The 25237-nt window shown below is 70.7% G+C and carries 18 protein-coding genes; 13 read left to right on the top strand and 5 right to left on the bottom strand.

Going from position 1 to position 25237, the window contains the following annotated elements; all coding sequences use genetic code 11:
* The first annotated feature begins 210 nt into the window (after window positions 1-210).
* The 4 genes from AB0M16_RS10280 (at window position 211) to AB0M16_RS10265 (ending at window position 3973) form a co-directional block, all read left to right on the top strand.
* Entirely contained in the window at window positions 211-456 is a 246-nt protein-coding gene (locus AB0M16_RS10280; protein WP_365340916.1) for a DUF6479 family protein, read from the top strand.
* 131 nt (window positions 457-587) lie between these two features.
* Window positions 588-1547, top strand: coding sequence for a helix-turn-helix domain-containing protein (locus AB0M16_RS10275; protein WP_365340914.1), 960 nt, complete (start codon window positions 588-590; stop codon window positions 1545-1547).
* A gap of 243 nt (window positions 1548-1790) precedes the next feature.
* On the top strand, window positions 1791-2789 hold the full coding sequence (gene gap, locus AB0M16_RS10270) for a type I glyceraldehyde-3-phosphate dehydrogenase (RefSeq protein ID WP_365340912.1): 999 nt from the start codon (window positions 1791-1793) through the stop codon (window positions 2787-2789).
* Window positions 2790-3310: 521 nt separating this feature from the next.
* A complete protein-coding gene (locus AB0M16_RS10265; protein ID WP_365340910.1) occupies window positions 3311-3973 on the top strand; it encodes a deoxynucleoside kinase in 663 nt (220 codons plus the stop codon).
* Window positions 3974-4153: 180 nt separating this feature from the next.
* Here AB0M16_RS10265 and AB0M16_RS10260 read toward each other — a convergent pair whose 3' ends face one another.
* Window positions 4154-4309, bottom strand: a complete 156-nt coding sequence (locus AB0M16_RS10260) for a DUF6131 family protein (RefSeq protein ID WP_365340908.1) — start codon at window positions 4307-4309, stop codon at window positions 4154-4156.
* A gap of 540 nt (window positions 4310-4849) precedes the next feature.
* Between AB0M16_RS10260 and AB0M16_RS10255 the strand changes: the two genes are divergently transcribed.
* The 4 genes from AB0M16_RS10255 to AB0M16_RS10240 all read left to right on the top strand — a co-directional run bounded on the left by AB0M16_RS10255 (window position 4850) and on the right by AB0M16_RS10240 (window position 8746).
* Entirely contained in the window at window positions 4850-6007 is a 1158-nt protein-coding gene (locus tag AB0M16_RS10255) for a GDSL-type esterase/lipase family protein (protein ID WP_365340906.1), read from the top strand.
* Entirely contained in the window at window positions 5893-6390 is a 498-nt protein-coding gene (locus AB0M16_RS10250) for a VCBS repeat-containing protein (RefSeq protein ID WP_365340904.1), read from the top strand. The genes AB0M16_RS10255 and AB0M16_RS10250 overlap by 115 nt, the downstream gene beginning before the upstream one ends.
* Window positions 6391-6666: 276 nt before the next feature.
* Window positions 6667-8214, top strand: coding sequence for a TIR-like protein FxsC (locus tag AB0M16_RS10245; protein WP_365340902.1), 1548 nt, complete (start codon window positions 6667-6669; stop codon window positions 8212-8214).
* The gene (locus AB0M16_RS10240) at window positions 8207-8746 is read left to right on the top strand and encodes a hypothetical protein (protein ID WP_365340900.1); all 540 of its coding nucleotides are present in this window, start codon (window positions 8207-8209) and stop codon (window positions 8744-8746) included. Before AB0M16_RS10245 ends, AB0M16_RS10240 begins: the two co-directional genes overlap by 8 nt.
* 97 nt (window positions 8747-8843) lie before the next feature.
* Here the strand turns inward: AB0M16_RS10240 and AB0M16_RS10235 are convergent, their stop codons facing one another.
* Window positions 8844-9350 carry a MarR family transcriptional regulator gene (locus AB0M16_RS10235; protein WP_365340898.1) on the bottom strand — a complete coding sequence of 169 codons (507 nt, stop codon included), beginning with the start codon at window positions 9348-9350 and terminating at the stop codon, window positions 8844-8846.
* A 77-nt stretch (window positions 9351-9427) separates the two neighbouring features.
* Between AB0M16_RS10235 and AB0M16_RS10230 the strand changes: the two genes are divergently transcribed.
* Window positions 9428-10348: an EamA family transporter gene (locus tag AB0M16_RS10230; RefSeq protein WP_365341306.1), complete on the top strand. Its 921-nt coding sequence runs from the start codon at window positions 9428-9430 to the stop codon at window positions 10346-10348.
* A 93-nt stretch (window positions 10349-10441) separates the two neighbouring features.
* Here AB0M16_RS10230 and AB0M16_RS10225 read toward each other — a convergent pair whose 3' ends face one another.
* Both AB0M16_RS10225 and AB0M16_RS10220 read right to left on the bottom strand, forming a co-directional pair.
* Window positions 10442-11212 carry a hypothetical protein gene (locus AB0M16_RS10225; RefSeq protein WP_365340896.1) on the bottom strand — a complete coding sequence of 257 codons (771 nt, stop codon included), beginning with the start codon at window positions 11210-11212 and terminating at the stop codon, window positions 10442-10444.
* Between the two features lie 198 nt (window positions 11213-11410).
* On the bottom strand, window positions 11411-11914 hold the full coding sequence (locus AB0M16_RS10220; protein ID WP_365340894.1) for a hypothetical protein: 504 nt from the start codon (window positions 11912-11914) through the stop codon (window positions 11411-11413).
* Between the two features lie 177 nt (window positions 11915-12091).
* On the opposite strand from AB0M16_RS10220, the gene AB0M16_RS10215 reads away from it, so the two are divergent.
* Together AB0M16_RS10215 and AB0M16_RS10210 are read left to right on the top strand one after the other, a co-directional pair.
* On the top strand, window positions 12092-12346 hold the full coding sequence (locus tag AB0M16_RS10215) for a hypothetical protein (protein WP_365340892.1): 255 nt from the start codon (window positions 12092-12094) through the stop codon (window positions 12344-12346).
* A 286-nt stretch (window positions 12347-12632) separates the two neighbouring features.
* Window positions 12633-13115, top strand: coding sequence for a VTT domain-containing protein (locus tag AB0M16_RS10210; RefSeq protein ID WP_365340890.1), 483 nt, complete (start codon window positions 12633-12635; stop codon window positions 13113-13115).
* A 105-nt stretch (window positions 13116-13220) separates the two neighbouring features.
* Here the strand turns inward: AB0M16_RS10210 and AB0M16_RS10205 are convergent, their stop codons facing one another.
* Entirely contained in the window at window positions 13221-17267 is a 4047-nt protein-coding gene (locus AB0M16_RS10205; protein ID WP_365340888.1) for an FG-GAP-like repeat-containing protein, read from the bottom strand.
* A 1219-nt stretch (window positions 17268-18486) separates the two neighbouring features.
* Here AB0M16_RS10205 and AB0M16_RS10200 point away from each other — a divergent pair.
* Entirely contained in the window at window positions 18487-24432 is a 5946-nt protein-coding gene (locus AB0M16_RS10200; RefSeq protein ID WP_365340886.1) for an RHS repeat-associated core domain-containing protein, read from the top strand.
* On the top strand, window positions 24420-25115 hold the full coding sequence (locus tag AB0M16_RS10195; RefSeq protein WP_365340884.1) for a hypothetical protein: 696 nt from the start codon (window positions 24420-24422) through the stop codon (window positions 25113-25115). Before AB0M16_RS10200 ends, AB0M16_RS10195 begins: the two co-directional genes overlap by 13 nt.
* Window positions 25116-25237 lie beyond the last annotated feature (122 nt).

Here is a 25237-nt window from a genome sequence, read left to right as displayed (position 1 = left end):
CGACCATGATCTCCCGTTCTCCTGTCGGGAACCGCCGTGGCACCGGCCGTCCCGCCGGGTCGGGCCCTCCCGGCGGCCCTCCCGCCGGGTCCGGCCGCCGGGGCGGCGGCTCGTCGTGACGAGGGGGGTTTGCGCGGGCCGGGAGGGGACAGCCGCGGGGTACACCCGCAGCGCCCGGCTGCCGGGTGAGGGACCCCTGGAGAGGTGATCATGACTGCTGCCGCAGCTGTGCCGGTCCTCGCGTCGGCCGGATCCAACGGCGTGCTCTTCGCCGTCGCCGTCGGCATCGTGGTCGTTCTCGTCCTCCTCGGTGCGTTCTGGTGGGGCAGTCGTCGCGTCGCGCGCCGACGCAGGCCGGTCGCCGATCCCACCGGTGCGGACCGTGCCGACGCCAGGGCGGACCGCGACTCATGGACCACACCCGACGAGCGGGGCGGGGGAGGCCCGGGCCGCTGAGACGCGGTGAGAAGACAGCCGCCATCGGCCCGCGCGGAGGACCGCGGAGGGCCGACGAGGCCGGTGAGCGATCTGAGCGGCTTCCCTGGCAGGGGCACGCCCGCTCGCGGCATCCCACGTAATCTCTTCCTGTGCCGCCACCCTCCCGCCTGCATCGCGTCGCCGTCCTCGTGCTCGACGGCGCGAAGCCACTCGACGTCGGCATTCCGGCGCAGGTCTTCACGACCCGCGCGAGCATGCCGTACGAGGTGCGGGTGTGCGGGGCGACACCCGGTCCCGTGACCGGTGGCGACGGCCTCGCGTACTACGTCGCGCACGGCCTCGAAGCGCTCGCGTGGGCCGACATCGTCTTCGTCCCCGGCTACCGGTTCCCGGACCGCGACGACCCGCCGCAGGCCGTCGTCGACGCGCTGGTCGCCGCCCACGACCGGGGTGCTCGGCTCGCGGCCATCTCCACGGGTGCCTTCGCGCTCGCGGCCACGGGTCTGCTCGACGGCAGGCGCGCCACGACGCACTGGCACTACACGCGGGCGCTCATGGCCCGGCATCCGCTCGTCCGGGTCGACGAGAACGTGCTGTTCGTCGACGAGGGCAGCGTCCTCACCTCGGCGGGTGCCGCCTCCGGCATCGACCTGTGCCTGCACATCGTGCGCGGCGATCTCGGCGTGGCCGCCTCCAACCACGCGGCCCGGCGCCTGGTCGCCGCCCCCTACCGCAGCGGCGGTCAGGCCCAGTACGTGCCACGCAGCGTCCCCGAGCCGCTCGGCGAGCGGTTCGCCACCACCCGGGAGTGGGCGCTGCACCGGCTCGGCGAGCACCTCTCCCTCGACACCCTGGCGCGGCAGGCCGGGGTCTCGCCGCGCACGTTCTCCCGGCGCTTCGTCGAGGAGACCGGCTACACGCCGATGCAGTGGGTGATGCGCGCCCGCATCGATCTGGCGCGCGAGCTGCTCGAACGCTCCGAGCGCAGCGTCGAACAGATCGCCGCGGACGTCGGTCTGGGCACCGGCGCCAACCTGCGCCAGCACTTCCAGCACATCCTCGGCACCACACCGAGCGAGTACCGGCGCACCTTCACCCGGGGCGAGTGACCCGCGTCCGGCACCGGCACCGGTGGCGGGCGCGGGGGTGGGGGTGGGGGGTGGTGGCAGTGGCAGTGGCAGTGGCAGTGGCAGTGGCCGTGGCCGTGGCCGTGGCGGCGGCGGTGGCGGGAGCAGTGGAGACGGCGGTGGCGGGAGCTGTGGCGAGATCCTTTTGAACCATGGCGATCCCGCCACTGTCAGCGGCACCGGCCGAAGGCGACGCTGGTGATCACAGGGAAAGGGACATCGCTCATGACTCGCATCGCCATCAACGGATTCGGCCGCATCGGACGCAACGTGCTGCGTGCTCTGCTCGAACGCGACAGCGACCTCGAGGTCGTCGCCGTCAACGACCTGACGGAGCCCGCCACTCTCGCCCGCCTGCTCGCCTACGACAGCACGGCCGGTCGGCTCGGGCGCCCGGTGACCGTCGACGGAGACGCCCTCGTCGTCGACGGGCGTCGGATCGCGGTGCTCGCCGAGCGCGAGCCGGCGCAGCTGCCGTGGGCCGAGCTCGGCGTCGACATCGTCCTGGAGGCCACCGGCCGCTTCACCTCGGCCAAGGCCGCCCGCGCCCACCTCGACGCGGGCGCGAAGAAGGTGCTCGTCAGCGCGCCGTCGGACGGCGCCGACGTCACGCTCGCGTTCGGGGTCAACAACGACGCGTACGAGCCGGCGGTGCACACGATCGTCTCGAACGCCTCCTGCACCACCAACGCCCTCGCGCCGCTGGCCGCTGTCCTCGACCAACTCGCCGGGATCGAGCACGGGTTCATGACCACGGTGCACGCGTACACGCAGGAGCAGAACCTGCAGGACGGTCCGCACCGCGACGCCCGTCGCGCCCGGGCAGCCGGCGTCAACATCGTGCCGACCACGACCGGCGCCGCCAAGGCGATCGGCCTGGTGCTGCCGAACCTCGACGGCAAGCTGTCGGGCGACTCGATCCGCGTACCGGTTCCGGTGGGCTCGATCGTCGAGCTCAACACGACCGTCGCCCGCGAGGTGACGCGCGACGACGTGCTGGCGGCGTACCGCGCCGCGGCGGAGGGACCGCTCGCCGGCATCCTCGAGTACTCCGACGACCCGCTCGTGTCGTCCGACATCACGGGCAATCCCGCCTCTTCCATCTTCGACTCGGCCCTCACCCGCGTCGACGGCCGCCACGTCAAGGTGGTCGCCTGGTACGACAACGAGTGGGGCTTCTCGAACCGCGTGATCGACACGCTCCAGTTCCTCGCCACCCGCTGACCGGACGCCGGAGGGCACCCCTGCCCCCGGCGACCACTCCGGCGACGCGCGGGCACCTCGGGCGCTCCGGTGGGCCGATCGGGCCGACCGGAGCGCCCGGTCACGGAGGCGGCCCGCCCGAGGCCGGGGCGACCGGAGCGCCGAGGCGGCCCGCCCGAGGCCGGGGCGACCGGAGCGCCGAAGCCGCCCGCACCGCCCCGGACCCATGGCTGTCCGGGGCGGCGGGGAGCGCCGTGCTGAGGGGCCGCCGCCCGGCCTACCTGGGGTGAGGCGTCATCTATGCTTCATAGCGGCCGCGGGGGCGATGGCGTGTTCCTGTAGTGGCACCTGCGCAAGGCCGGTCAGGCCGGCCGATGACGGCCGATCACGGCGGCCCGCGCCGGAGCTCAGGCCCGGGCGGGGGGACCACGTGACTCCGATCACCACGATCCTGGGGAATCGAGCGACCGCTGCCACGCGTCCCAGTGGCGTGGGGAGCCCAGCCCCCGCCCGTGAACGGAAGCCCCAGGGAGAAGTGAGGTATGGCAGTGATCTGCGTCGGAGGCATGATCGGCATCGGCAAGACGAGCGTGGCCGAGCTGCTCGCCAAGGAGCTGGGAAGCGAGGTCTTCTACGAGAGCGTGGACGACAACCCGATCCTGCCGCTCTTCTACACGGCGAGCCCCGAGGAGATCCAGGCCAAGCGCTACCCGTTCCTGCTCCAGCTCTACTTCCTGCAGACGCGGTTCGCCTCGATCAAGGAAGCCTACAAGCAGGGCGACAACGTCCTCGACCGGTCGATCTACGAGGACTGGTACTTCGCCAAGGTCAATCACGACCTCGGCCGCATCAGCTCCCTCGAGATGCAGGTGTACGAGGGCCTGCTGAACGAGATGATGCGCGAGATCGACGGCCTGCCGTACCGCAAGGCACCCGACCTGATGGTCTACCTGCAGGCGGACTTCGAGACCGTGCTCAAGCGCATCGGGCTGCGCGGCCGTGACTTCGAGCAGGACGAGGCCCTCGTGGAGTACTACCGGACGCTGTGGTCCGGCTACGACGACTGGGTGCACAAGCACTACTCGGCCAGCGAGGTCCTCGTCATCGACATGAACCGCACCGACGTGGTGAACAACGCCGAGGACGCGGCCCGCGTGGCACAGGAAGTCAAGGACGCCCTGGCCGCCGCCAAGGGCCGCGCCTGAGGGACTTCGGCGCCATCCGCCCCCGCTGAACGCCGTGCGCGGGGTGCCTCCCGCCCCACGGCCGCGCCGTGGGGCTGCCTCCTGCTGCGCGCAGGAGCGCCCGTACGGGGGCGGCCCTCGGGACCGCCCCCGCCACCAGCCGGCGCTGCGTGAGCCATGACCGCCGGGCCGGATCCCGGGTCACCAGTAGTGGTTGCGGCTGCCAACGGCGTGGCCCATGGACCCCATGATCCACAGAACGGCGCCGATGACCAGCAGGACGATGCCGATCGTCCAGAGAATCGAGATACCCAGCGCGAAGCCGAGCACCAGCAGGATGAGGCCGAGAATGATCATGGCTACTCTCCACTCCGGGGCGGCGGGCGGCACCGGATCCTTACCGGGCCGGGTACGGCCCCTCTCGCAGAGCCGCTGCTACCCGGTTCCGGGCGGGCTATGCAGGACGGGCCGAAACACGGCGGAACGCGGCGGGCGGCTCCGGCGCCGCGGGGGCCGGTCGGCCATGGCCGACCGGAACCGACGCCGGTCCGAAGGGCACGAGGGGCGCGCCTGCGCAACGCGGGCTCCGTCCTCCTCGGCGTGCGGAGCACCGGCCCGTGCCCGGACCTCCCCGGCACCCGGGCCCGTCGAAGATCGACGATAGGCTTCGACGAGCTCGGTACCTGCTCCGCACGCCGCAGGGACCGGTCTCCGGGGGACCCGGGCGGGCGGGCTCGTCTCCGCTGCCACGCAACGCCGACGGTGTCTCGGGCGCCGAGGCGCGCCCAGGCGCGTCGAGGCGCGTCGAGGGTCATCGAGGGTCGTCGAGCCGTCGGGTGACTCGAAGGCCGTCTGCGCGGCGCCCGTTCGGACCGCATTGTGAAAGGCCACACGACCATGACGAGACGCAACCGATCCACCGTCGCGGCGATGCTCGCGGCAGTCGCCCTGACCGGCTTCACGGCCACTCCCTCCGCCGCAGCCGTGCAGCCGTCACCGCCCTTGGTGAGGATCATGCCGCTCGGCGACTCGATCACGGCCGGCGAGGGCAGCTCCGACGGGGCGGGATACCGCGGGCCACTGTGGGATCTGATGGCACATCAGACCCGTTACGTCCCCGACTTCGTGGGATCCGGTTCCTTCGGCGCGGTCGGCGACCCGGACAACGAAGGGCACAGAGGCTGGACCATCGGTGCCGTCCGCAACGAGATACGCGGCTGGCAGGCCGCCGCGGACCCCGACGTGGTGCTGCTCCACCTGGGTATCAACGATCTCAAGTGGTACGGCGCCGCCCCCGCCACCGCCGCAGGCGAACTCGACGCGCTCGTCAGCGACATCTACCGCAACCAGCCGGGCGTCACGGTCATCGTCCAGGGCCTCCTGACCGACACGCCGGGCCTGGAGGCGCAGACCGTCGAGTTCAACGCCGCCGTTTCCCGGCAGCAGCTCTCCCGCCGCGCGGCCGGAGAGCGGTTCGTGTACGTGTCGTCGCCGCGCCTGGACGTGGACACGGAACTTCCCGACAAGCTGCATCCCAGCGACGCCGGCTACCGGAAGATGGCAGCGGTCTACAGCGAGGCGATCGAGCACGTGGTCACCGACGGCTGGGCCGCCCGCACTCCTCCGCCCCGCGCGGGGACGGAAGCGGGTGGTACCGGACGCCTACGGTGGGCGGACTTCGACGGCGACGGCCGCACCGACCGGCTGCAGATCGCGGACAGCGGTGAGGTGCGGGCGCGGCTGAACCGGATCGACGGCTGGCAGGACATCGGGCGCGTCGCCACGGGCGTGACCACCGACCACAGCCGCGTGCGCTTCGCGGACTTCGACGGCGACGGCCGGGCCGACTACCTCGTCGTCATGCCCGGCGGGGCGGTCACGTCTACGTCAATCAGGGGGGTGACGTCTCGGGGCCGAACGGCTGGCGCCACATCGGCCAGGTGGCGTGGGGCACCACGGCCGACCACGAGCGGGTCCGCTTCGCCGACTGGGACGGCGACGGGCGTGCCGACTACCTCACGCTTGCCGACGGCGGAGCCGTCAGCGTCCACCTGAACCGCGGCGGGGATCCCGCCGGGGCGGGAGGCTGGGTGGGGCTGGGTCAGGTCGCGACGGGAACGACCGCGGACCGCACGCGCGTGCGGTTCGCGGACTACGACGGTGACGGCCGGGCCGACTACCAGACGGTCGAGGCGAGCGGCGGTGTCACCACCTACCTGAACCGGGGTGGGGACCGACACGGCGGCTGGCTGTACCTGGGGCGCACCGCGACCGGCGTCACCACCGACCACCATCAGGTGCAGCTGGTGGACGTCGACGCCGACACCCACGCCGACTACCTGTACTCCACCGCCGACGGCACCACCCACACGTACCTCTTCAACGGCGGTGACCCTTCCGGCCCCGACGGCTGGACCTACACGGGCACCCTTCACTGACATGACGGGGCCGGGAAGACCGGCCCCGTCGGCGCAACGGCGTACCACGGCCCGGAGGACGGCGCTCGGTGCAGCCGTCCGGCCTCGGGCTCGGTGGGGACCGAGGGGGATCCTGTGGGCGAATCGCTGAAGCGGGCCGTGCCGTGGTCGACGATGACCGAGGATGGGTGCTGATCGACCGACAGAAGACGGGATACGGCACGTCCGACACCGGAATGGCAATTCCGCCCGCCCTCTTCGAGACTGGGGCGAGTGCTCGGACAGGATGGGGGGCGTATGCAGGCGTCACCGTGGCAGCGGGCGGCGGACCAGCGGCCGTACTTCTTCTTGAGCTACGCGCATTCGCCCCGGCTCGGAGCCGGGGGGCCGGATCCGGACATGTGGGTGGAGCGGTTGTTCCGTGATCTGTGCGGCCATGTGATGGCCATGACCGACGCGCCGGCCGGGGTCCCGGTGGGGTTCATGGACCGCGCCGTACGCCCCGGGGACGGAGGGGCCGAACGCGTCGCGGAAGCGCTCGCCACCTGCCGTGTGTTCGTCCCGCTCCTCTCGCCGCGGTACTTCGCCAGCGAGGCCTGTGGGAAGGAGTGGTACGCGTTCGCCCAGCGGGCCTCCTTCCAACAGGCCAGGTCCGGGCGGCCCGTCGAGGCCATCGTGCCCGCGGTCTGGGTTCCGGTGCCGGCCTCGCAACTGCCCGGCCCTGTGGAGCGGCTGCAGTTCGATCACCGGGCTTTCGGCGACCGGTACGTCACGGACGGCCTGTACGGGCTGGTCAGACTGCGCGCGTACGCCGAGGAGTACGAGCGCACGGTGTACGAGATCGCCAAGCGCATCGTCTCCGTCGCGGAATCCGCGGGCCTCGAGCCCGGCCGCCCCCTGGACGACCGACAGACGCCCAGTGCCTTCGGCCCCCCGGGCGGCGGGCCCGCCCGACGCCTTCAGGTCACCGTCGCCGCGCCCGCCCGGCAGGACCTGCCACGGGACCGCGATCCCGAGTACTACGGGGACAGCCCTCTGAGCTGGAATCCCTATTACCCCGAATCCGTCCGCCCGTTGGCGCATGTGGCCCAGGACCTGGGCCGCGCGCTGAACTACGAGACGAGTGTCGTCTCCTTCGACGACGCCGGGCCGCGGAAGCTCGAACAGCCGTCCCTCGGGCCCGAGATCCTCCTCGTGGACCGCTGGGCGTTGTACGACGAGCGGCGCCGTGCACGCCTCGCCGCGTTCGATGCCGAACACCGCTCCTCGGGCAGTGTGATCGTCCCCTGGAACCGGCTCGATCGCCAGTCCCGCGCGCGTGAGGCCGAGTTGAGCGGGATGCTGGAAACGACCATGCCCGTCAAGCTGGGCCAAGGTCGGGCTGTCAGCCGGGCTGCGGCCGGGGGTGTGCCGAGCCTGGAGGCCTTCGCTCGGATCCTGCCCCACGTGGTGGAGGCAGCCGCGAGGCAGCTTCTGAGACATGCCACGGTCTATCCGCCGGCCGCGGGGAGCGTCGTCGAAAGGCCACGGCTTCGGGGGCCGATGGCTGCCGACGGCGCCGGCACGCCCTTCACCCCCGAGGCGCACGACATCCCGAAGAGCCTCGAGACCGAGCGCGTCGACAGGGTCGCGGCGCTGTTGCGGCACTACACGGCGCTGGAGATCGACGACGCGGCCGAGGCCGTCAGCAGGGGGATCGCCGAGATGTTCCTCCGTATCGGACCGCCCCCCACCACGGCGCCCTCCCGGACGGACGGCGGGCCCGGGTCGGGCGGTGTGGACGACGGTCAGAGATGGACCCCGGTGGAGACGGGAGACATGACGGAGGGCAGGCGGCGTGGCTGAGCAGGACGTACCGGGCGGGTCATCCGAGCTCGAACGCGCGCACAAGATCGCCCGCGAGTGGGCCGACGTCCCCCTCGACCAGCTGGTCGCCGTCCTCGACGCCATGGAGCCCCAGCTCAAGCGCGAGCACCAGCGAAAGGCCAAGGACGACCAGCGGCGGCACGAGCTGAACCTGGCGCAGCTGAAGGAGGCGGAACGCCGGCACGAGCTCGACCTGGCGAAGCTCCAGGAGCGCCGTGAGCGGACGGGCAACGCCCACAAGCAGCACCTGGTGGGAGTCGGCGCGGGCGTGGTGGTGAGTCTCAGCTGCATCGGCGGAGCCACCTGGTTCGGCCAGGCCGGGCAGTACCTCCCGATGGGGATCCTGGTCGGGCCGGTGTTGATCGCGCTCACGAAGATGTTCGTGCTCCGCAGGAGCGATTCCCATGACATCGGTACGACGGCGACGAGTCTGAGACAGATCATCGGCGGCGCCCCGGCAGCACCGGTGCCGCCTCCGCCGACCGATCCCGGAGCGGCCAACGTGCCGTGATGCGTCTCCCGCCGGGAGGGGACTCTTCGGGATCAGGGGTTTCGTCGCGGTGGGGGCGGACTCGCACAGGGGAGGCCGTCCCCGCTCCGGAAGCCGGTCACTCGCCGTCCGGGGTTGGTGGCTGCTCCATGCGGGAGAGCCAGGTCGTGAGCAGCGTCTCCAGTGACGCGGCCTCGGCGGGTGTCAGCAGACCGAGCAGGCGGTGCTCGTTGCGCATGTGGTCGGTGAACGCGCGGTCGATCACTTCGCGCCCGGGCGTGGTGAGGGCGACGATCCGGCCGCGTTGGTCGTCATCCGAGCGGCGGCGCGTGACGAGTCCGGCTCGTTCCAGGCGGTCGACTCTCTTCGTCATCGCGCCGGTGGTGACCATGGTGTGCGCGGCGAGCTCGCCGGGTGCCCGCTCGTAGGGCTCCCCCGCGCGGCGCAGGGCGCACAGGACGTCGAACTCGCCTTCACCGAGTCCGTGCCGGCCGTAGACGAGACCGAGTTCCTCGGTGAGCCGGTCGGCCAGGCGGTGCAGTCGTCCGATCACTCCCTGCGGGGTGGTGTCGACGTCGGGGCGCTCGCGGCGCCAGTCCGCCTGGATGCGGGCAACGCGGTCCATCGGTTCATCGTGCTCCATGCCCATGGCTCCCATCGTAGCTTCCCGGGAAGCTATTATTAGTTTCCATGGAAGGTAATATGCGGTGGGTGGTGCTGACCGCGGTGGCGCCGGTCGCCTGGGGCACCAACTACTTCGTCACGCACGAGTTCCTGCCTGCCGACCGGCCGCTGTACGGGGCGGCCCTCCGGGCGCTTCCCGCCGGTCTCGCCCTTCTCTGCCTGCGCAGACAACGGCCGCGCGGCCCGTGGTGGTGGCGATCCGCAGTGCTCGGACTGCTCAACATGAGTGTGTTCTTCGTCCTGGTCTACGCGGCCTCCCAGCTGCTTCCGACCAGTGTGGCCTCGACCGTGATGGCGGTGGCTCCGCTGACGATGATGCTCGTGGCGTGGCCCCTGGTCTCCGAACGGCCGAGGACCGGCCACGTGGCCTGCGCCGCGATCGGGCTCGCCGGCGTCTGCCTCATGCTGCTCACCGGAACGGAAGCCGTGAGCGTGCCGGGAATCCTGGCCGCGGCCGCCGCCATGCTCGTGTCGTCCTTCGGGCACATCCTGGCCAAACGATGGAGCGCCGGCACCGACGTGATCGCCTCGACCGCCTGGCAGCTCACCGCCGGAGGTCTCATCCTGCTCCCGTTCGCCGCCGCCGTGGAAGGGCCCCCGCCCGCCCTGTCCGGGCCGACGCTCCTCGCGTTCGGGTACGTCACGCTGATCGCGACCGCGCTGGCCTTCGTCGCCTGGTTCACCGGGCTGCGGCACCTGCCCGCGGGGACCGTCGGACTGATCGGACTGCTCAACCCCGTCACCGGCGTCCTGCTCGGCACCGCTGCGGCCGGCGAGACGCTGTCGGTCCAGCAGACGTGCGGACTGGTGCTGGTCCTGGCCGGGGTGCTCCTGGGGCGGCCCAGGGCGGCGGGCGGCCACGGCGGCCACCGGACACCTCGCCACCCGGTGGCCGACGAGCGCACCGCACGAGCGCCCGCTCCGTGCGGTCGCCCGTGAAGATCAAGACGGAAGACGAGGGAAGTCGGCGAGGGAAGTCGGCGGGACGTCGGCGAGGGAAGACCGCCGGTCCCCGCGCCGGTGCGGCACCCCTCAGCTCGGGTAGGTGATCGATCCCAGGGGCGGGCACGGGACGAGCGTGGTGTCGGCGCCCGGGCGTTCGACGAACGCCCGGGCCTCGGCGGCCCGCAGGCGGCGGGAATCCAGCTCGTCGGCGTACCGGGCGTCTTGCCAGGCGCGGGGGTGGTCCCACGTGTCGTCGATGAGACCGAGGCTGGTGTTGCCGGAACTGCGCTCGAACTCCAGCTTCAGGATGGACTGCTGGAGTGCGGTCTGGATCGCGGCGAGATCGATGCGCGTGACGAAGACGCCGGGGGTGTTCGGTTGCCTGGTCGGCATCGGGGCCTTGGGGAGGGGTGACACCCCGGTGTCGAGGCGCCCGAGGTTGTCGACGGTCGCGTCCTGGGCGTCCCGTGCCATGAGCTGCATCTCCTGGTGCAGCCAGAAGACCTCGTCGAGGTCCGCCTGGGTGATGCGCATCCGCTGGTACAGCGCCTGGAAGCGGGGATCCTCGTGCAGCGGGCGCATGGGGGCGACGTGCAACGCCACGCAGTCGTTGTAGCCGGCCGCCACCGCGGCGTCGAGGTGCGCGACGGCCTGGTCCGTCCGTCCGTGTGCGATGGCCAGGCCGCCGAGGCTCGCATGGCCCGCGGCGGCGAGCCATGTGCCGTCGGGGCCGAGAGCCGCGGCGCGCGAGACGACGTCGTGGAGGCCCGCGGTGCCCACCGTGGCGGGGCCGCCGGTCAGCAGCGCCACCATCAGCTCGTGGAAGCGGGTGGCCAGTGAGTTGACGGTGTCGACCATGGATCTCCTCGTACCTCGGTGGTGAAGAGCGATGGGTGTGGAGTGTGAGTCTCGCGCAACTCCCGTGGAGATGACGGGCGGACGGGTTGCCTGGTTCCCCCTCGGGCCGGGCCGTCATCACGGGTGACATCGGCTTCCGTGCCTGCCGTCCGCAGGGCGGACCTCGGTGGTCGGCCCGGCGGGAGCGCCGGGCACCGCTCAACTGCCGTACGAACGGCGGCAGAGGGCGGGGACCCCGTACGGGACCTGGATGCGCTCGGCTTCGTGGCAGAGCCGGCGCATGTCGGCCGGCGTCCCGACCGGGCGGGGCGGGGCGGCGTGCCTCGGCGTCTTCGCCGGCGAGCTCCGGCGGGGCTTCTTGGGGGGCTTGGTGGCCTTCTGCCGCGGCGGCCGCCCACCGGTGCGGTGCGGGGCGGTGCGCTCGGCGGCCGGTGCGCCGGGGGCCTTGCGCCCGCGACCCGGTCGAGGACTTGGCGGGTCGCCGACGGGGGCGGGGTCGGTGGTGTCGAGTGCTTCCCGGGGTGTGTCCTGGGTGGGGCTGGGCCATTCACGGGGGAGCGGGGCGGGCGGTCGGTCGTCGGCGGGCGACAGGCCCGCTGGCGGGCGGGCCGGCGCCGGCGGAGCGCTGGGGACGGCGACGCAGCCGGAGACGGTGAGCAGGAGACCGACGAGGAGGGCGGGTGCGGTGCGGCGGGAATGCATGATCCCCACGATCGCGGAGTGCTCGGGCGCGACGGGTGCGACCGGCGGTCGAGCCACCGTCATGGGTGACGGCGAGAAGCCCGCACGATTTCCTCGACCAAGACTGCCCGGCTGACACTCCGCGGTGGAAGCGAGTCCCCCTTGTGCCGCTAATCGAACATATGTATTAATTGAGGAGTGGAGCGCCGCCCCTTCCCTCCCGACCTCGTCCAGACCCAGAGGGCCTGGACGGCCACCTACGCCGCCCTCGCGGGTGCGGGTTCCGGTCGCGGCACCGCCGCCCTGCGGCGACGGCTCCTGCGTCTGTCCGTGCGACTCTGGTGGCACCCCTACTGGGCCACCCCCGGCGCGGGGCCGGCGGCGCGGGTCGCGCTGCGCGAGCTCGTGCGCACCGAGAGAGGTGCACGGGTCCGGTCGGTGCGAAGCCGGTGACCCTTCCCGCGGTGCCGGCCGCGCACCGGGCGACGTGGGCGCTGTACGCACCGTGCGGCCCTTAGGTTAGGCTGGCCTTGCCTGTCATCTCGGCTCGGGTGTGCGGTTCGGGTTCCGGTGCGACAGTGCGGCAGGCGGGAAACCAGAGGCGGAACGGACAGGGGCGGGGCGCAGATGAGAGACGGTGACCCGGGCTCGTGCGCGTCGTGCCCCCGGTGGCGCGAGACGTCCACGAGGCTGACGGGGGACGCGGGTTCCGGACCTTCGCTGCCCGGGACGAGTCGTCGTGGATAAGGTCGCGCTCACTGCCGCAGCCCTGTACGCCATCGTCCTGCTCCGCGCGGGAGGGACGTTCGCCGTCGGGTGGCTCGCCGGCGCCGGAGCCCGGCGCAGCAGGTTCGCCGAGCGGATCTCCTCGGCGAAGTTCCGGCGCGCCGAGCGGGCGATCCAGCGGTGGGGCGCTCCGGTGGTGGCCGTCTCCTTCCTGACCGTCGGCTTCCAGACCGCCGCCAACTTCCTCGCGGGCAGCATGCGCATGCCGTTGCCGCGCTACCTCCCCGCCCTGTTCGTGGGCGGAGCGGCCTGGGCCCTGATCTACGCGACCGCCGGGCTCGGTGTGCTCGAAGTGCTGGGAAGGCTCTTCGCCGAACGGACGGCCCTCGGGGTGTCCGCCGTGGTCGCCCTCCTCCTCGCGGTGTGCGGGGTGGTGGTGCTCCGCAGGAGAAGGGCTGCCCTGTCCTCCGGTGACACCGTGGCCGAGGAAGCGTGAGCCCGACTCGTGGCGGCGGGTGCTGCATTCCTGCTGGTGAACGCGAGGGTGGGCCCCCGTCGGTGACGGGGGCCCACCCATTTCCGCGCCCGGTGGCTCCGGTCGTCAGAGGATGACGTCGAAGGACTGCCAGCCGGTGCCGATCAGCGTGCGACCGCTGGGAAGGTAGTCGTACAGTTCCCCGTTGTTGGTCACCCCGACGGACTCCGCCGAGCCGTCGCTGTCGAGATCGGTGGCGAAGGGGTTCCAGTACCCGTTCCACCAGCCGTTGCCGTTGAAGTAGCGGGCGCCGAAGCTGATGCTCCCGTTGTTGGTGCTGGTGTTGGGGTAGACGTACAGGTCGCCCTGATCGGTGCGGCCCATGATGTCGACCTTGTAGTCGCCGTTCATGTCGGCGAAGCGGATCGTGGTCCACGAAGCGGGCCACCAGCCGTTGCCGATGAAGACCCGGCTGCCGAACGTGCTGGTGCCCGTTCCGCCGGTCCCGGGGTAGACCCACAGCTCGCCGCCGCTGTCGCGGCCGATGGCGTCGGTGCGGCCGTCCCCGTTGATGTCACCGAAGCCCAGGGTGTCGTACATGTTCCAGCCGACGCCGAGGAGGGAGGGGGAGCCGAAGGGGTAGGTGCCCTTCCCGTCGGTACCCGGGTAGAGGTGGAGTTCGCCGTTGCGGTCGCGTCCGACGATGTCGGTGTACCCGTCGTTGTTGACGTCGGCGTTGTAGGCGTTCGTCCACCAGTCGCGCCACCAGCCGTTGCCGACGAAGTAGCGGGTGCCCAGAGTGCTGGTGCCCGTTCCTCCGGTGCCCGGGTAGACCCACATGTCGCCGTTGGCGTCGCGGGCGAGGACGTCGGTGTAGCCGTCGTCGTTGTAGTCGGGACGGCTCTGGCCGCCGCTGGTCCAGTGACTCCTGCCGACGGCGTCGTAGATGACCAGGACTCCGCGGGCGAGCACGACGGCATAGGAGTTGGGCTTGTTGCCGGTCTTGCTGCTCCACAGCGCGGTGGATCCGTTGGCCGTGTAGACGACGAGGGCTCCGTCGGCCTGCATGCGGGCGAAGGCGCCGGGGTTTCCTGCCGTGTTGGTGGCCCAGACCGGCTTGTTGCCCTTGGTGAACAGCACCAGGTTGCCGTCGGTCTGCATGACGAGCTTGGCGCCGGTGGTGGTGAACTGCTCGCCGGAGGCCAGGGTGGTGCCGGACGCGATGCGCGCGCCGGCCACCGCGTCGATGTCGAATCCGCCGGAGAAGGAGCCGACGGCGCCGCTCACGATCTCGCCGAACCAGCCGAAGACCGTGTTGTCGGCCTTCCTGGCCCACAGGTCGGTGACGCCGTCACCCGAGAGGTCGCCGACGGAGCCGACCTCGGGGTACAGGGCCTGGGTCACGCCGACACCCACCCTGGTGCGGGGCGCGGAGCCCCAGGTGGCCAGGTCGACGGCGGCCTTCTTGTCCGCGCTCGGCTTGCCGTACGAGCGCAGGATGTCGCCGTTGGCGTTGTCACGCAGCCAGAGGTCGGGGACGTTGTCGCCGTTGAGGTCGCCGGGGGTGATGACGCTGTACTTGTCCCAGTCCTCGCCGCCGACCAGCACGGGCGCGCCGTGCGTGTCGAGGAGGAGGTTGCGCTCGCCGAAGTAGGCCCACAGGTGCTTGCCCTGCTTCACCAGCAGGTCGGGCCGTCCGTCCCCGTTCAGGTCACCGGGGTTGACGATCTGGGAAGCTCCCTGCCAGTGGTCGTCGCCCTCCTCGGTGCAGCCCATCTCCTCGTCACGGACGGGGCAGCTCACGTTGATCTGCTGGGCGCTGTGCTGCTGCACGCGCCCGAGGCCGTTGTTGGAGTGGACCCAGAGCTTGTCGATGTTGTCGTTGGTGTCGTGCTGCAGGGTGATCAGGTCGTTGTAGCCGTCCTGACCCCAGTCGAGGGAGCTGGTCGTCAGCGCCGAGCCCAGGCCGCTGATGCCGCCGTTGGTGGTCGTCGAGAACTTCGCGTTGCCCTGGCCGGCGTAGGTGAGCAGGGTGCCGAAGCTGTCCTTGCTCCAGATGTCGCGAAGGGTGTCGCCGTTGAGGTCGCCGGCCTGGTCGCGCGCGGTGGACCGACCGGCGTAGAACAGGTAGGCGGCGGTGTCGGAGCGGTTGCCGGCGGGGTCCTGGCTGAAGGCGTAGACGAAGTGCGGGCCGACGCCGGGCGGGGTGAGCTGGATGGTGGTGGAGCCGCCGGCGGGGACGGTGACGCTCTTCACGTCGGGGTCCCAGTCGGTGTAGTAGCCGTACCAGGTGACGTCGCCGACGCCGTTGGCGGAGATGGTGAACGAGCCGGGGTTGCGGGCCTTGCCGGTGCCGGCGGGCCAGCCGTTCTCACCGTTGGGGAAGGTGGCCGAGGTGATGGCCGGCTTCTCGGTCGGTCGAGTGCGGTCGATGGTGAACTTGCAGGTCTGGCTCCAGGCCGAGTACTCGCTCTGGTCGTACGCGCGGACCTTCCAGGTGTAGCTGCCGGTCGGGAGCTTCGCGTCGGGGACGACCAGGGTGGAGACGCGGTCCTTGAGTCCGGGGATCCACTCGTCGGCGACCATGGTTCCGTCGTTGCGGAAGACCTGGAACTGGGCGGAGAGGTTACCGGCGTTGGGGTCGGTGACGTACGCGTGGAGGCTGACCGTGGTGTTGCCGATGAGGCCGCCGTTGGTGCAGTCGGTCTTGGGGTTGGTGCCCAGGTCGGTCGGCGTGGCGGGCGGGTTGTTGTAGACCGTTTCCAGGGTGGCGGTCTTCGGGTCGAACTTCTTCCAGCCGAAGGTGTCGGCTTCGTTCTCGGCGTACATGCCGAGGGTGATGCTGGTGTCGCCGGCCGCGGCGATGCGCTGCATCTTCCAGGTCAGGTCGAACTCGAGGTTGCCCGCAGGGCAGTTGCTGGACCAGCCCTTGGAGTCGTTGACGTTGTAGAGCCAGTCGATCTTGGCGGGCTGGTTGTTCCAGGTGGTCTTCTCACCGATGGCCTTGGTGTGCCACAGCTGCACCGGCCGGTCCTGGCAGGACCAGGACCAGACGTTCCTGATGCGGAACGTGGAGCTGATCACCTTGGTGCCGCGGACGTTGGCCGTGTCCATCTGGAAGAAGGACCGGGACAGGCCGTTGGTCTCGTTCTCGTATCCGACGCGGGCCACCTCGTTGGCGTTGAGGTAGTTCTTGGTCGGGTACTTCTTCGAGACCCGGGTCCAGTTGTTACGGCCGCCCCAGGCCCACGACGGGTCGATGTAGACGGGGTAGGTGGTGTCCGCCGCTTGCAGGAGCTGCTGGTCCGGGGTGATCTGGAGGGTGCTGCCGGTCACGGACGTGGCCATGACGGCTTCCTTGGAACCGGAAGGCTGCTCGAAGGAGCTGTCGGGCTCGGGCGAGGGCTCCGTCGCCGTCAGGGACTGGACCGCCGACTGCTTGAGGCTCTGCGGTGCGGTCGTGCCGCTGCTGGTGGTGGTGGAGTCCCACATGATGGGTGACGGGCTGGTGAACACCGTCTGCCCGGCGGGATCCGTCGCGGTCACCGTGCCGGTGTCGGGGTCCGTGGCGACCGTGACCCCGACCGTGGACATCGTGTACTTCAGCTGGGCGAGTGCCGGGTTCGTGGCGGCCTGGGGGGTCTTGACCACGACGAGCTGGGAGAAGCCCTCGACCTCGGCCTTGAGCTGGAGGTCGACGCCGGGCAGCACTTCGGCGTAGGTGGCCACGTTGCCGTTGAGGGTCGGCTTCGGCAGCGCGGACGGCCAGGACAGCGACAGCGTGCGGCCGTCCTTCACGCCGGTGAGGAGCGGTCCGGTGCCGCCGCCGGAGAAGGTCACGACCACGGTGGTGGCCTTCGGCTTCACCGATCCGTCGGAGGCGAACTCGAGCGTCGGGTCCGTGGCGACCCAGGCGCCGCTTCGCAACACCCGTACCGGCGCACCGTACTTCTTCTCGGAGAACGTTCCGTCCGGGTTCACCCAGGTGTCGGACAACTCGGTCCGGGCGGAGGTCAGTTCGACCGGCTTCCCGGTGGCTTTCGCCTCCTGCAGGGCCTTGTCCTCGGGGCTGAGACTGCCGTCGTCCTCGCTCACCGCCACGGTCGTCCGTGCCTGCCCGGCGGCGGTCGCCGGCGGTACGGACAGGGCGATCGAGCCCACCAGTGCCACCACTGTGGCCCGGTGGAGAGTCCGTCTCCAGCGACTCCTGCTACGCGTACTCGACAAAGGGGTTCTCTTCTCTCGGTGCGATGGTGCTCGGGCAGTGCCGTATCCGAGCGGCCCCTCGTCCCAGGAGGACAGGCGGCGGCGGAGCGGCGAGCCAGAGTGTCGGTTCGGGGTGGCGCAGCGCGTGCGAAGGCAGCCCAGAGGCGCCCTGCCCCCCGGCTGCGCCTCTCGCGCCAGCGCAGACTAGTCGATCACTGACCGGCCGGGACCGTGATTCCCTCAGGAACTGTGTCGCGGAATGCGGATGAGGGGAGAAGTCTCAAGTCCGCCTCAAATTTCGCGGCCTCGGGCGGGTTGTCCACGGTGCTCGCCGGTGCGCCCGACGGGTGCCTGCGTGGGCTCGATCGAGTGGGTTCGGGCGCTCTGGTTTCGCCCACCGTGCCCGCTGTACGCGTCCCCCCGGTGGGGCTCTCGCGCGCGAACACCGGCCGTTCGTCGCGAAGGAGTGGTCCATTTGTCCGGACGGGTTCGTCGCCGTATGGGCGCGTAGCAGCGGCGCGTGCCGAGCGGGGATTTCAGTCGTGTTCCCGAGCCCTGTTCACAAGGGCGCTCATTCTTTGCCCGGAATTGATTGTTCCGCCGTTGTCGTAGGTGATCTGCGGGCCGCGTGCTCGACCCTGCACCCGCCTCGTACCGGCGCAGACGTGCTGCGTCAGTGCCCAGATGTCCGCAGCCGATGCCAAAAGGGGCATGGTCCGCACTGTCGGGCCGGGGGCAAAACGCCCGATCGTCATTCGATCGGGAGGGAATTCGCGGTTCTCCGTGCAGATCTCAGATCTTGCTCAAGTGGTCGACCCGCCGAGTGGGCGCGCTGCTAGCGTTCGGCGACATTTTCTGCTTTGTGCGAGAGGTGAGCGTGAGAGTTCCACGAATACGCGGCTCCGCGGCTGTTCTGGCCGCCGCGATCGCTATGGGTCTTTTGCCCACGTCGGGGGCCGTGACGGCTAATGCGGATGACAGAACTCCGCTTCCTGGATTGCATCAGCCGAAACCAGTGCCGGCCAAAAAGGCCCGCATCGGCGGGGCCAAAAGACCCGACGCCGCGGCGGCCCACGCCTGGAAGGGCGGCCCCGAGGTCCTTTGGCCCCGTGCCGCGACGGCCGAGGTGGAGCTGGCTCCCACGAGCGGGCGGCCCGCCACACGGCGCGGAGCCGAACCGGCGCCCGTGCGGGCCGCGAACCTGCCCGTCGCCATCGCCCTGACCGATCAGGGACAGCCGGCCGCCGTCCCCGGCGCGAAGGACGGCAAGGCAGCCTCCACGCCACGAGGGGCTCGGGCCACGGTCAAGGTCGAGGTCAACGTCTCCGAACGGGCCGCCGCCCGCAAGGCCGGAGTCGACGGGCTCCTGCTCTCCGTGAGCCGCTCCGACGGCGCGTCGAAGCCCGTGCGGACCCGCATGGAAGTGAACTACTCCGCCTTCCGCGGCGCGTACGGAGGCGACTGGGCGGCGCGGCTGCGACTGGTGAGCCTGCCGGCCTGTGCCCTGACCACGCCCGACAAGGCCGCGTGCCGGGTCAAGACACCGCTGCCGACCACCAACGACACCCGAACCGGGACGCTGAGCGCCCCGGTCGGCATCGGCACGACGACCGTCCTCGCCGCAGCCGCCGAGGAGGCCGGCGCCAGCGGTGACTACAAGGCGACGTCCCTGCAGCCGGCCGGCTCCTGGAGCTCCGGCGAGTCGATGGGCAGCTTCGCCTGGTCCCACCCGATCAACGTGCCCGCCGTACCGGGCGGGCTCCAGCCCAAGATCTCCCTGGACTACAACTCGCAAGCGGTGGACGGCCGTACGGCCGCCTCCAACAACCAGCCGTCCTGGATCGGCGACGGATGGGCCTACGAGCCGGGCTTCATCGAGCGCCGCTACAAGTCCTGCAACGACGACAAGACCAACGGCACCAACACCACCCGCGTCGGTGACCTGTGCTGGTTCAACGACAACGCGACCCTGTCACTGGGAGGCAAGTCGACCGAGCTCGTCCACCAGCCGGGCAAGGGCTGGCACGAGGCCGCCGACAACGGGACGAAGGTCGAGAAGCTGACCGGAGCCGACAACGGTGACGGCGGTACCGACGGCGTCGACGGCAAGGGCGAGCACTGGAAGGTGACCACGGCCGACGGCACGCAGTACTTCTTCGGCCTGAACAGGCTCCCCGGCGCCACCGCCGCCGATCCCTCGACCCACTCGACGTGGACCGTCCCGGTGTTCGGCAACCAGTCCGGCGAGCCCTGCTACAACGCGAGCTTCGCGAGCGGCTGGTGCCAGCAGGCATGGCGCTGGCAGCTCGACTACGTGGTCGACCCGCGTGACAACGCCATGGCGTACTACTGGCAGACGGAGACCAACAACTACGGGCGCAACGTCTCGGACACCACCGGCAAGGCCACGGTCACCCGGTACGTCCGCGGCGGCTATCTGGAGCGCATCGACTACGGACTCCGGTCGGACGCCGTCTACTCCGGCAAGCCGATGGCGCAGGTCCGCTTCGCGGTGGACGAGCGCTGCCTGGCGAACTGCGGCACGTTCGACGAGACCAACGCCAAGAACTGGCCGGACGTCCCGTTCGACCAGTACTGCAAGGACGGCTCCACCGAGTGCAAGGACCAGTTCTCCCCGACGTTCTGGTCCCGCAAGCGACTCGCCTCCCTCACCACCGAACTGCTGACCGGCGGGGCCTACAAGGACGTCGACACCTGGACCCTGGGGCACGACTTCCCCGCCTCCGGCGACGGCATCTCGACACCCATGTGGCTCAAGTCCATCCAGCGCACCGGTCTGGCGGGCGGCAGCGCCACGCTGCCGGCAGTGACGTTCGCCGGCGAGCAGCGGGCCAACCGCGTCGACAAGACCGGTGACGGCCTCGCGCCCTTCGTCCGCCTGCGGGTCTACCAGATCACCACCGAGACCGGTGGCACGATCGGCGTCACCTACTCCGAGCCGGAGTGCACCGCGACGACCCTGCCGGCGGCCGACGCCACCAACACCACTCGCTGCTACCCGGTGAAGTGGGCGTACGAGGGCTACGACGCCAAGCTCGACTGGTTCAACACCTACGTGGCCACCCAGGTCGTGGAGGGCGACAACCTCGTCGAGTCCCCGGACAAGGTCACGTCCTACTCCTACCTGGGCGGCGCCGCCTGGACCAAGAGCACGGACGAGCTCAGCAAGGCCGAGGACCGCACCTACTCCGTGGCCCGCGGCTACGAACGGGTCCAGACCCGTGTCGGCAGCGCCTCCGACCCGAAGACCCTGACGGAGAACCGGTACTTCCGCGGCCGGGACGGACAGGACGTCAAGGACTCGGCAGGGCACGCGGTCACCGACCGCGACGCGTTCGCGGGGATGCTGCGCGAGAAGATCACGTACAACGGCGACGACACGAGCAAGCTGGTGACGGCGACCTCGTACACCCCGTGGCGCTCCGCGGCCATCGCCACGCGAACCCGTTCCGGTCTCCCGGACCTGGTCTCGTACCAGACCGGTGTGGAGAAGGAATCGACCCGCACGAGCGTGAGCGGCGGTACGCGCACCACCGAGGTCGACCGCACCTTCGACGGCTACGGCATGGTCGCCACCGAATCCACCACCGGTGACACCGCCAGAACGGGCGACGAGAGCTGCAGGACGACCAGCTACGCCCGCACCGGCGCCGGCAAGATCCTCGACAAGGTCAGCAGGGTCGAGACGGTCGCCGTCACCTGTGATGCCACCGCGTCCCGTCCGGCCGACGTCATCGACGACGTCCGGACCTACTACGACGGCGGCGCGCTCGGCACGGCACCCACGAAGGGCGACGTCACGCGGTCCGAGCGGATCAACGGCGCCGGCAACGGCTACGACGTCACCACCAGCACCCCGGCCGCCGACTTCGACATCTACGGGCGCGGCCTGACGGTCGCGGACGCCTACGGCAAGATCACCAAGACGGTGTACACCCCGGCCACGGGCGAAGCGCCCACGACCGTCGTGGTCACCAACCCGCGCAACCACACGGCCACCACCCAGATGGACCCGCTGCGCGGCCAGCCCACACAGGTGACCGACGCCAACGGCAAGGTCACGACCACCGCCTACGACGCGCTGGGCCGGATCACCAAGGTGTGGCTGCCGACCCGCTCCGCCACGACCTATCCCCATTCCCCCAGCAGGGTCTTCGACTACCAGCTCCGCAACGACGCGCCTGCCGTCATCACGGCCAGGACCCTGGCCCACGACGCGACCTACCAGACCGAGTACACCTTCTACGACGGTCTGCTGCGGGCCCGGCAGACGCAGCGCGAATCGCCCGACCGGGCCGGCCGCCTCGTCACGGAGACCTTCTACGACACCCGCGGCCAGGCCTGGCGCACCTCCGGCGTCTACTTCGCGACCGGGGCGGCCGAGCCGGTCCTCGTCACCGGGCAGGAGCTGAAGTACCCGGCGTCCACCGACACCGAGTTCGACGGGGCCGGACGCGTCACGGCGCAGATCTCCCGGCGGTTCGGCGACGAGACCCGGCGAACCGTCACCCAGTACACCGGCGACACCACCACTGTCGTCCCGCCCCAGGGCGGCACGGCATCGACGGTGGTCGTGGACGCGCAGGGCCGCACGATCGAGTCGCGGCAGTACACCGACACGGCCCGTACCGCCTACCAGTCCACCCGGTACGGCTTCGACAAGCGCGGCAGGCTGGCATCCGTCACCGACCCCTCGGACGCCACCTGGACCTACACCTACGACGTCCGCGGTCGCCAGATCCAGGTCGACGACCCGGACAAGGGCACCACCAAAACCGCGTACGACCAGGGCGACCGCTCCACCGACGTCACCCACGTCGGACGTGGCATCACCCTGCACACCGACTACGACGAGTTGGGACGCAAGACCGCCCTGACCAAGGGCACCACCGTGCTCGCGTCGTGGGAGTACGACACCGTGGCCAAGGGGCAGTTGTCGAAGTCGACCCGCTGGGTCGGCGGCAAGGCCTACGAGAACGCGATCACCACGTACAACAGCCTCTACAAGCCGGTCGTCACCCAGGTGACCGTCCCGGACGGCGCGGGCGCGCCGGCCGGCGTCTACAAGTGGACCACCTCGTACAACCTCAACACCGGCGACGTGATGTGGACCCAGCACCCCGCCATCGGTGACCTGCCGGCCGAGAAGGTCGTCAACACCTACACGGCAGGCAGCGGTCTGCTGAACACCGTGGGCGCGGGCGTCGATCCGATCGTCTCCGCCATGACCTACGACCACTACGGTCGCAACACCCGCATGGAGCTCGGAGAGTTCGGCCGGCACGTCTGGGTGTCCAACGAGTACGACGACCACTCCGGCGTCCTCAGCCGCACCTACACCGACCGGGAGGCGGCTCCGCAGCGCGTCGAGGACACCAGCTACGGCTACGACCCGTCGGGCAACGTCGTCTCCGTCGCCACGGCCTACGGCCAGGACGCGGCGCGCACCACCGACACCCAGTGCGTCGACCTCGACCCGCTGGGCCGGATCACCGAAGCCTGGACGAACACCGGCCAGCAGTGCGCCGTCACACCCTCGACGTCCGTCGTCGGCGGGCAGGACGCCTACTGGACGTCGTACACCTACGACGTGATGGGCAACCGGAAGACCGAGACGCGCCACCCCACCGCCTCCGGCGAGGCCACCGCGCGAACGTACGCCGCCCCGACCGCCGGCAAGCACGATCTGCCCAAGGTCACCCAGACCGGCGCCGACGCGCACGAGGAGACCTTCTCCTACGACGCGGCCGGCAACACCCGGACCCGCAAGATCGGGACGGCCGCCCAGCAGACCCTGGGATGGGACGACGAGGGACACCTGGCGTCGGTCTCCGAGGGCGCGAACGAGAAGGCCTCGTACCTCTACGACACCGAGGGCCAGCGACTCCTCGCCAAGGACACCACCGGCACGACCCTGTACCTCCCGGGAGGCAACGAGCTGCGCCGCAGCGCGAGCGGAGTGCTCAGCGCCACCCGCTACTACATGTCGGGCGCGCAGACGATCGCCGTGCGCAAGGGCGGGAAGCTGACCTTCGTGCTGGGCGACCACCACGGCACCGGCACCACCCAGATCACGGCCGACGCGGCGCAGACGATCACGCGACGCAAGTCCACGCTCTTCGGCGGCGCGCGCGGCACACTGCCCACCGGTTGGTCGGGAGACAAGGGCTTCGTCGGTGGCACGGACGACGCCGTCACCGGTCTGGTGCACCTCGGCGCCCGTGAGTACGACCCCTCCACGGGGCGCTTCATCTCCGTCGACCCGCTGTTCGTGACCGAGGACCCGCGCCAGCACAACGCGTACACCTACAGCAACAACAACCCGCTGTCCTTGAGCGACCCGGCCGGCACCGAGATCGGCTCGCCTCCCAACTCGTGCCTGTACGACCTGGCCTACTGCTCCAAGGACATCCAGGACTCCGTCGGCTACACCCCGAAGACCACCAGCTCCGGTGGCGGCGGCGGTGGCGGCGGTGGTGGCAACAGTGGTGGCGGCTCGTCCGGGAAGCACTACTGCGACGGCTGCCAGCAGCTGCCGCCGAAGCTGCCCAAGGGCGTCGTGGTCCCCGACGGACCTCCTGGCACCAGGCCGGTGTCCACGGTGGTGACGTACCAGGGTCCGTGGACCGACTTCTCCACCGGCGCCAACGTCCGCGAGGTCACCGAGGACCAGACGCTGTCGTTCACCTACACCTATGCCGCCATGTACGCGGCGATGGAGCAGTTCGCCGACAAGTTCGGTTGGTCGGCATCGGTGAAGGCGAAGGTGGGGGGCCACATCCCGCTGCTCGTGGACGGCGAGGTGGAGACCACGCTCGGCCTCAACGGCGACTACACCTGGACCAACTCCGACACCAAGACGAACACCTCGACGGCCGCCGAGGCCAGCACGATGACGCTCAAGAAGGGAGAGATGTACGGTTACGTGCCGTCCGGCTACGTCACCCGGTTCCAGACCGTCTACCAGGACGCGGACGGAAAGACGTCGACCAGGAGCTGGGGCACGTTCGACATCCACACCTGGCAGGGCAACAAGTTCAAGGAGGCTCCGCCCAACCTGGTGAGGCTGGACGTGGTCATGTGCACCCAGGTGGGAACGTGCGGCCACTGACACGCCACCGGCCACCTTTTGCGCGCCTGCTGCTGGCGGCCGCCTCGGCGCTGATCCTTGCGGCGGGCTGCGGACCGCAGCCCGCCGGGAAGCCCTCGGCCGGCACGCCGGGCGGGTCCGTGTCCCCGTCCGCCCACGCGACTGCCGGCGAGCAACAGGCCGACCCGCGCCGGCTCGAGGAAGCGGTCGCGGACCAGGCCCGGCAGTCCGGCGCGGCCCCCACGGACAAGGGGCTGAGCCTGGCCCGCCGGTCCGGGAAGGCCGTCTCCTACCTGTGGGAGACCACGAACGGCAAGGTCTGCTTCGGGCAGACGTCCTCAGGCGCCGCCCAGGAGATCGTGTGCGGTGCGGGACGAGTCGCACCGGAGGAGAAGGGCTCGCACCTCGCGGCGCTCTTCGGCCCGGGAATGGGATTCGCCGAGTCGTACGTGGTGTTCGTCTCCGGGCCGGGGGCGACGGTGACATCCGTGAAGTACCGCGGAAAGGAGGTGTCCTGGCGGTTCGTCAGAAAGCTGGACCCGGAACGGACGGGGCGCGACGTCTACTACGTCACGCTCCCCGACGATCACCGGGGCTGGATCGACGTGACGCTGCAGCAGGCTGACGGACGGCTGAAGCCCGACCGGCTGCGGGTCACCATGGGCGGTGGTGCCCGCGCGTCGACGACGGCGTCGGCTTCCTGATCCGCAGGACTGAGGGGGCGCACTCCGACGGGAAGTCCGTCGGGGTGCGCCCCTCCGCTTCACCCTGCTGCTCAGGAAGGCCCGCCGGTTCGCGGGCAGGACGCAGCCGCCGGCCTCGGCGG

It is taken from the genome of Streptomyces sp. NPDC051921, assembly GCF_040680975.1.
Classification (GTDB): Bacteria; Actinomycetota; Actinomycetes; order Streptomycetales; family Streptomycetaceae; genus Streptomyces.
Note: the sequence above shows the minus strand (reverse complement) of the source record. Positions and strands in the feature narration are given on the sequence as shown.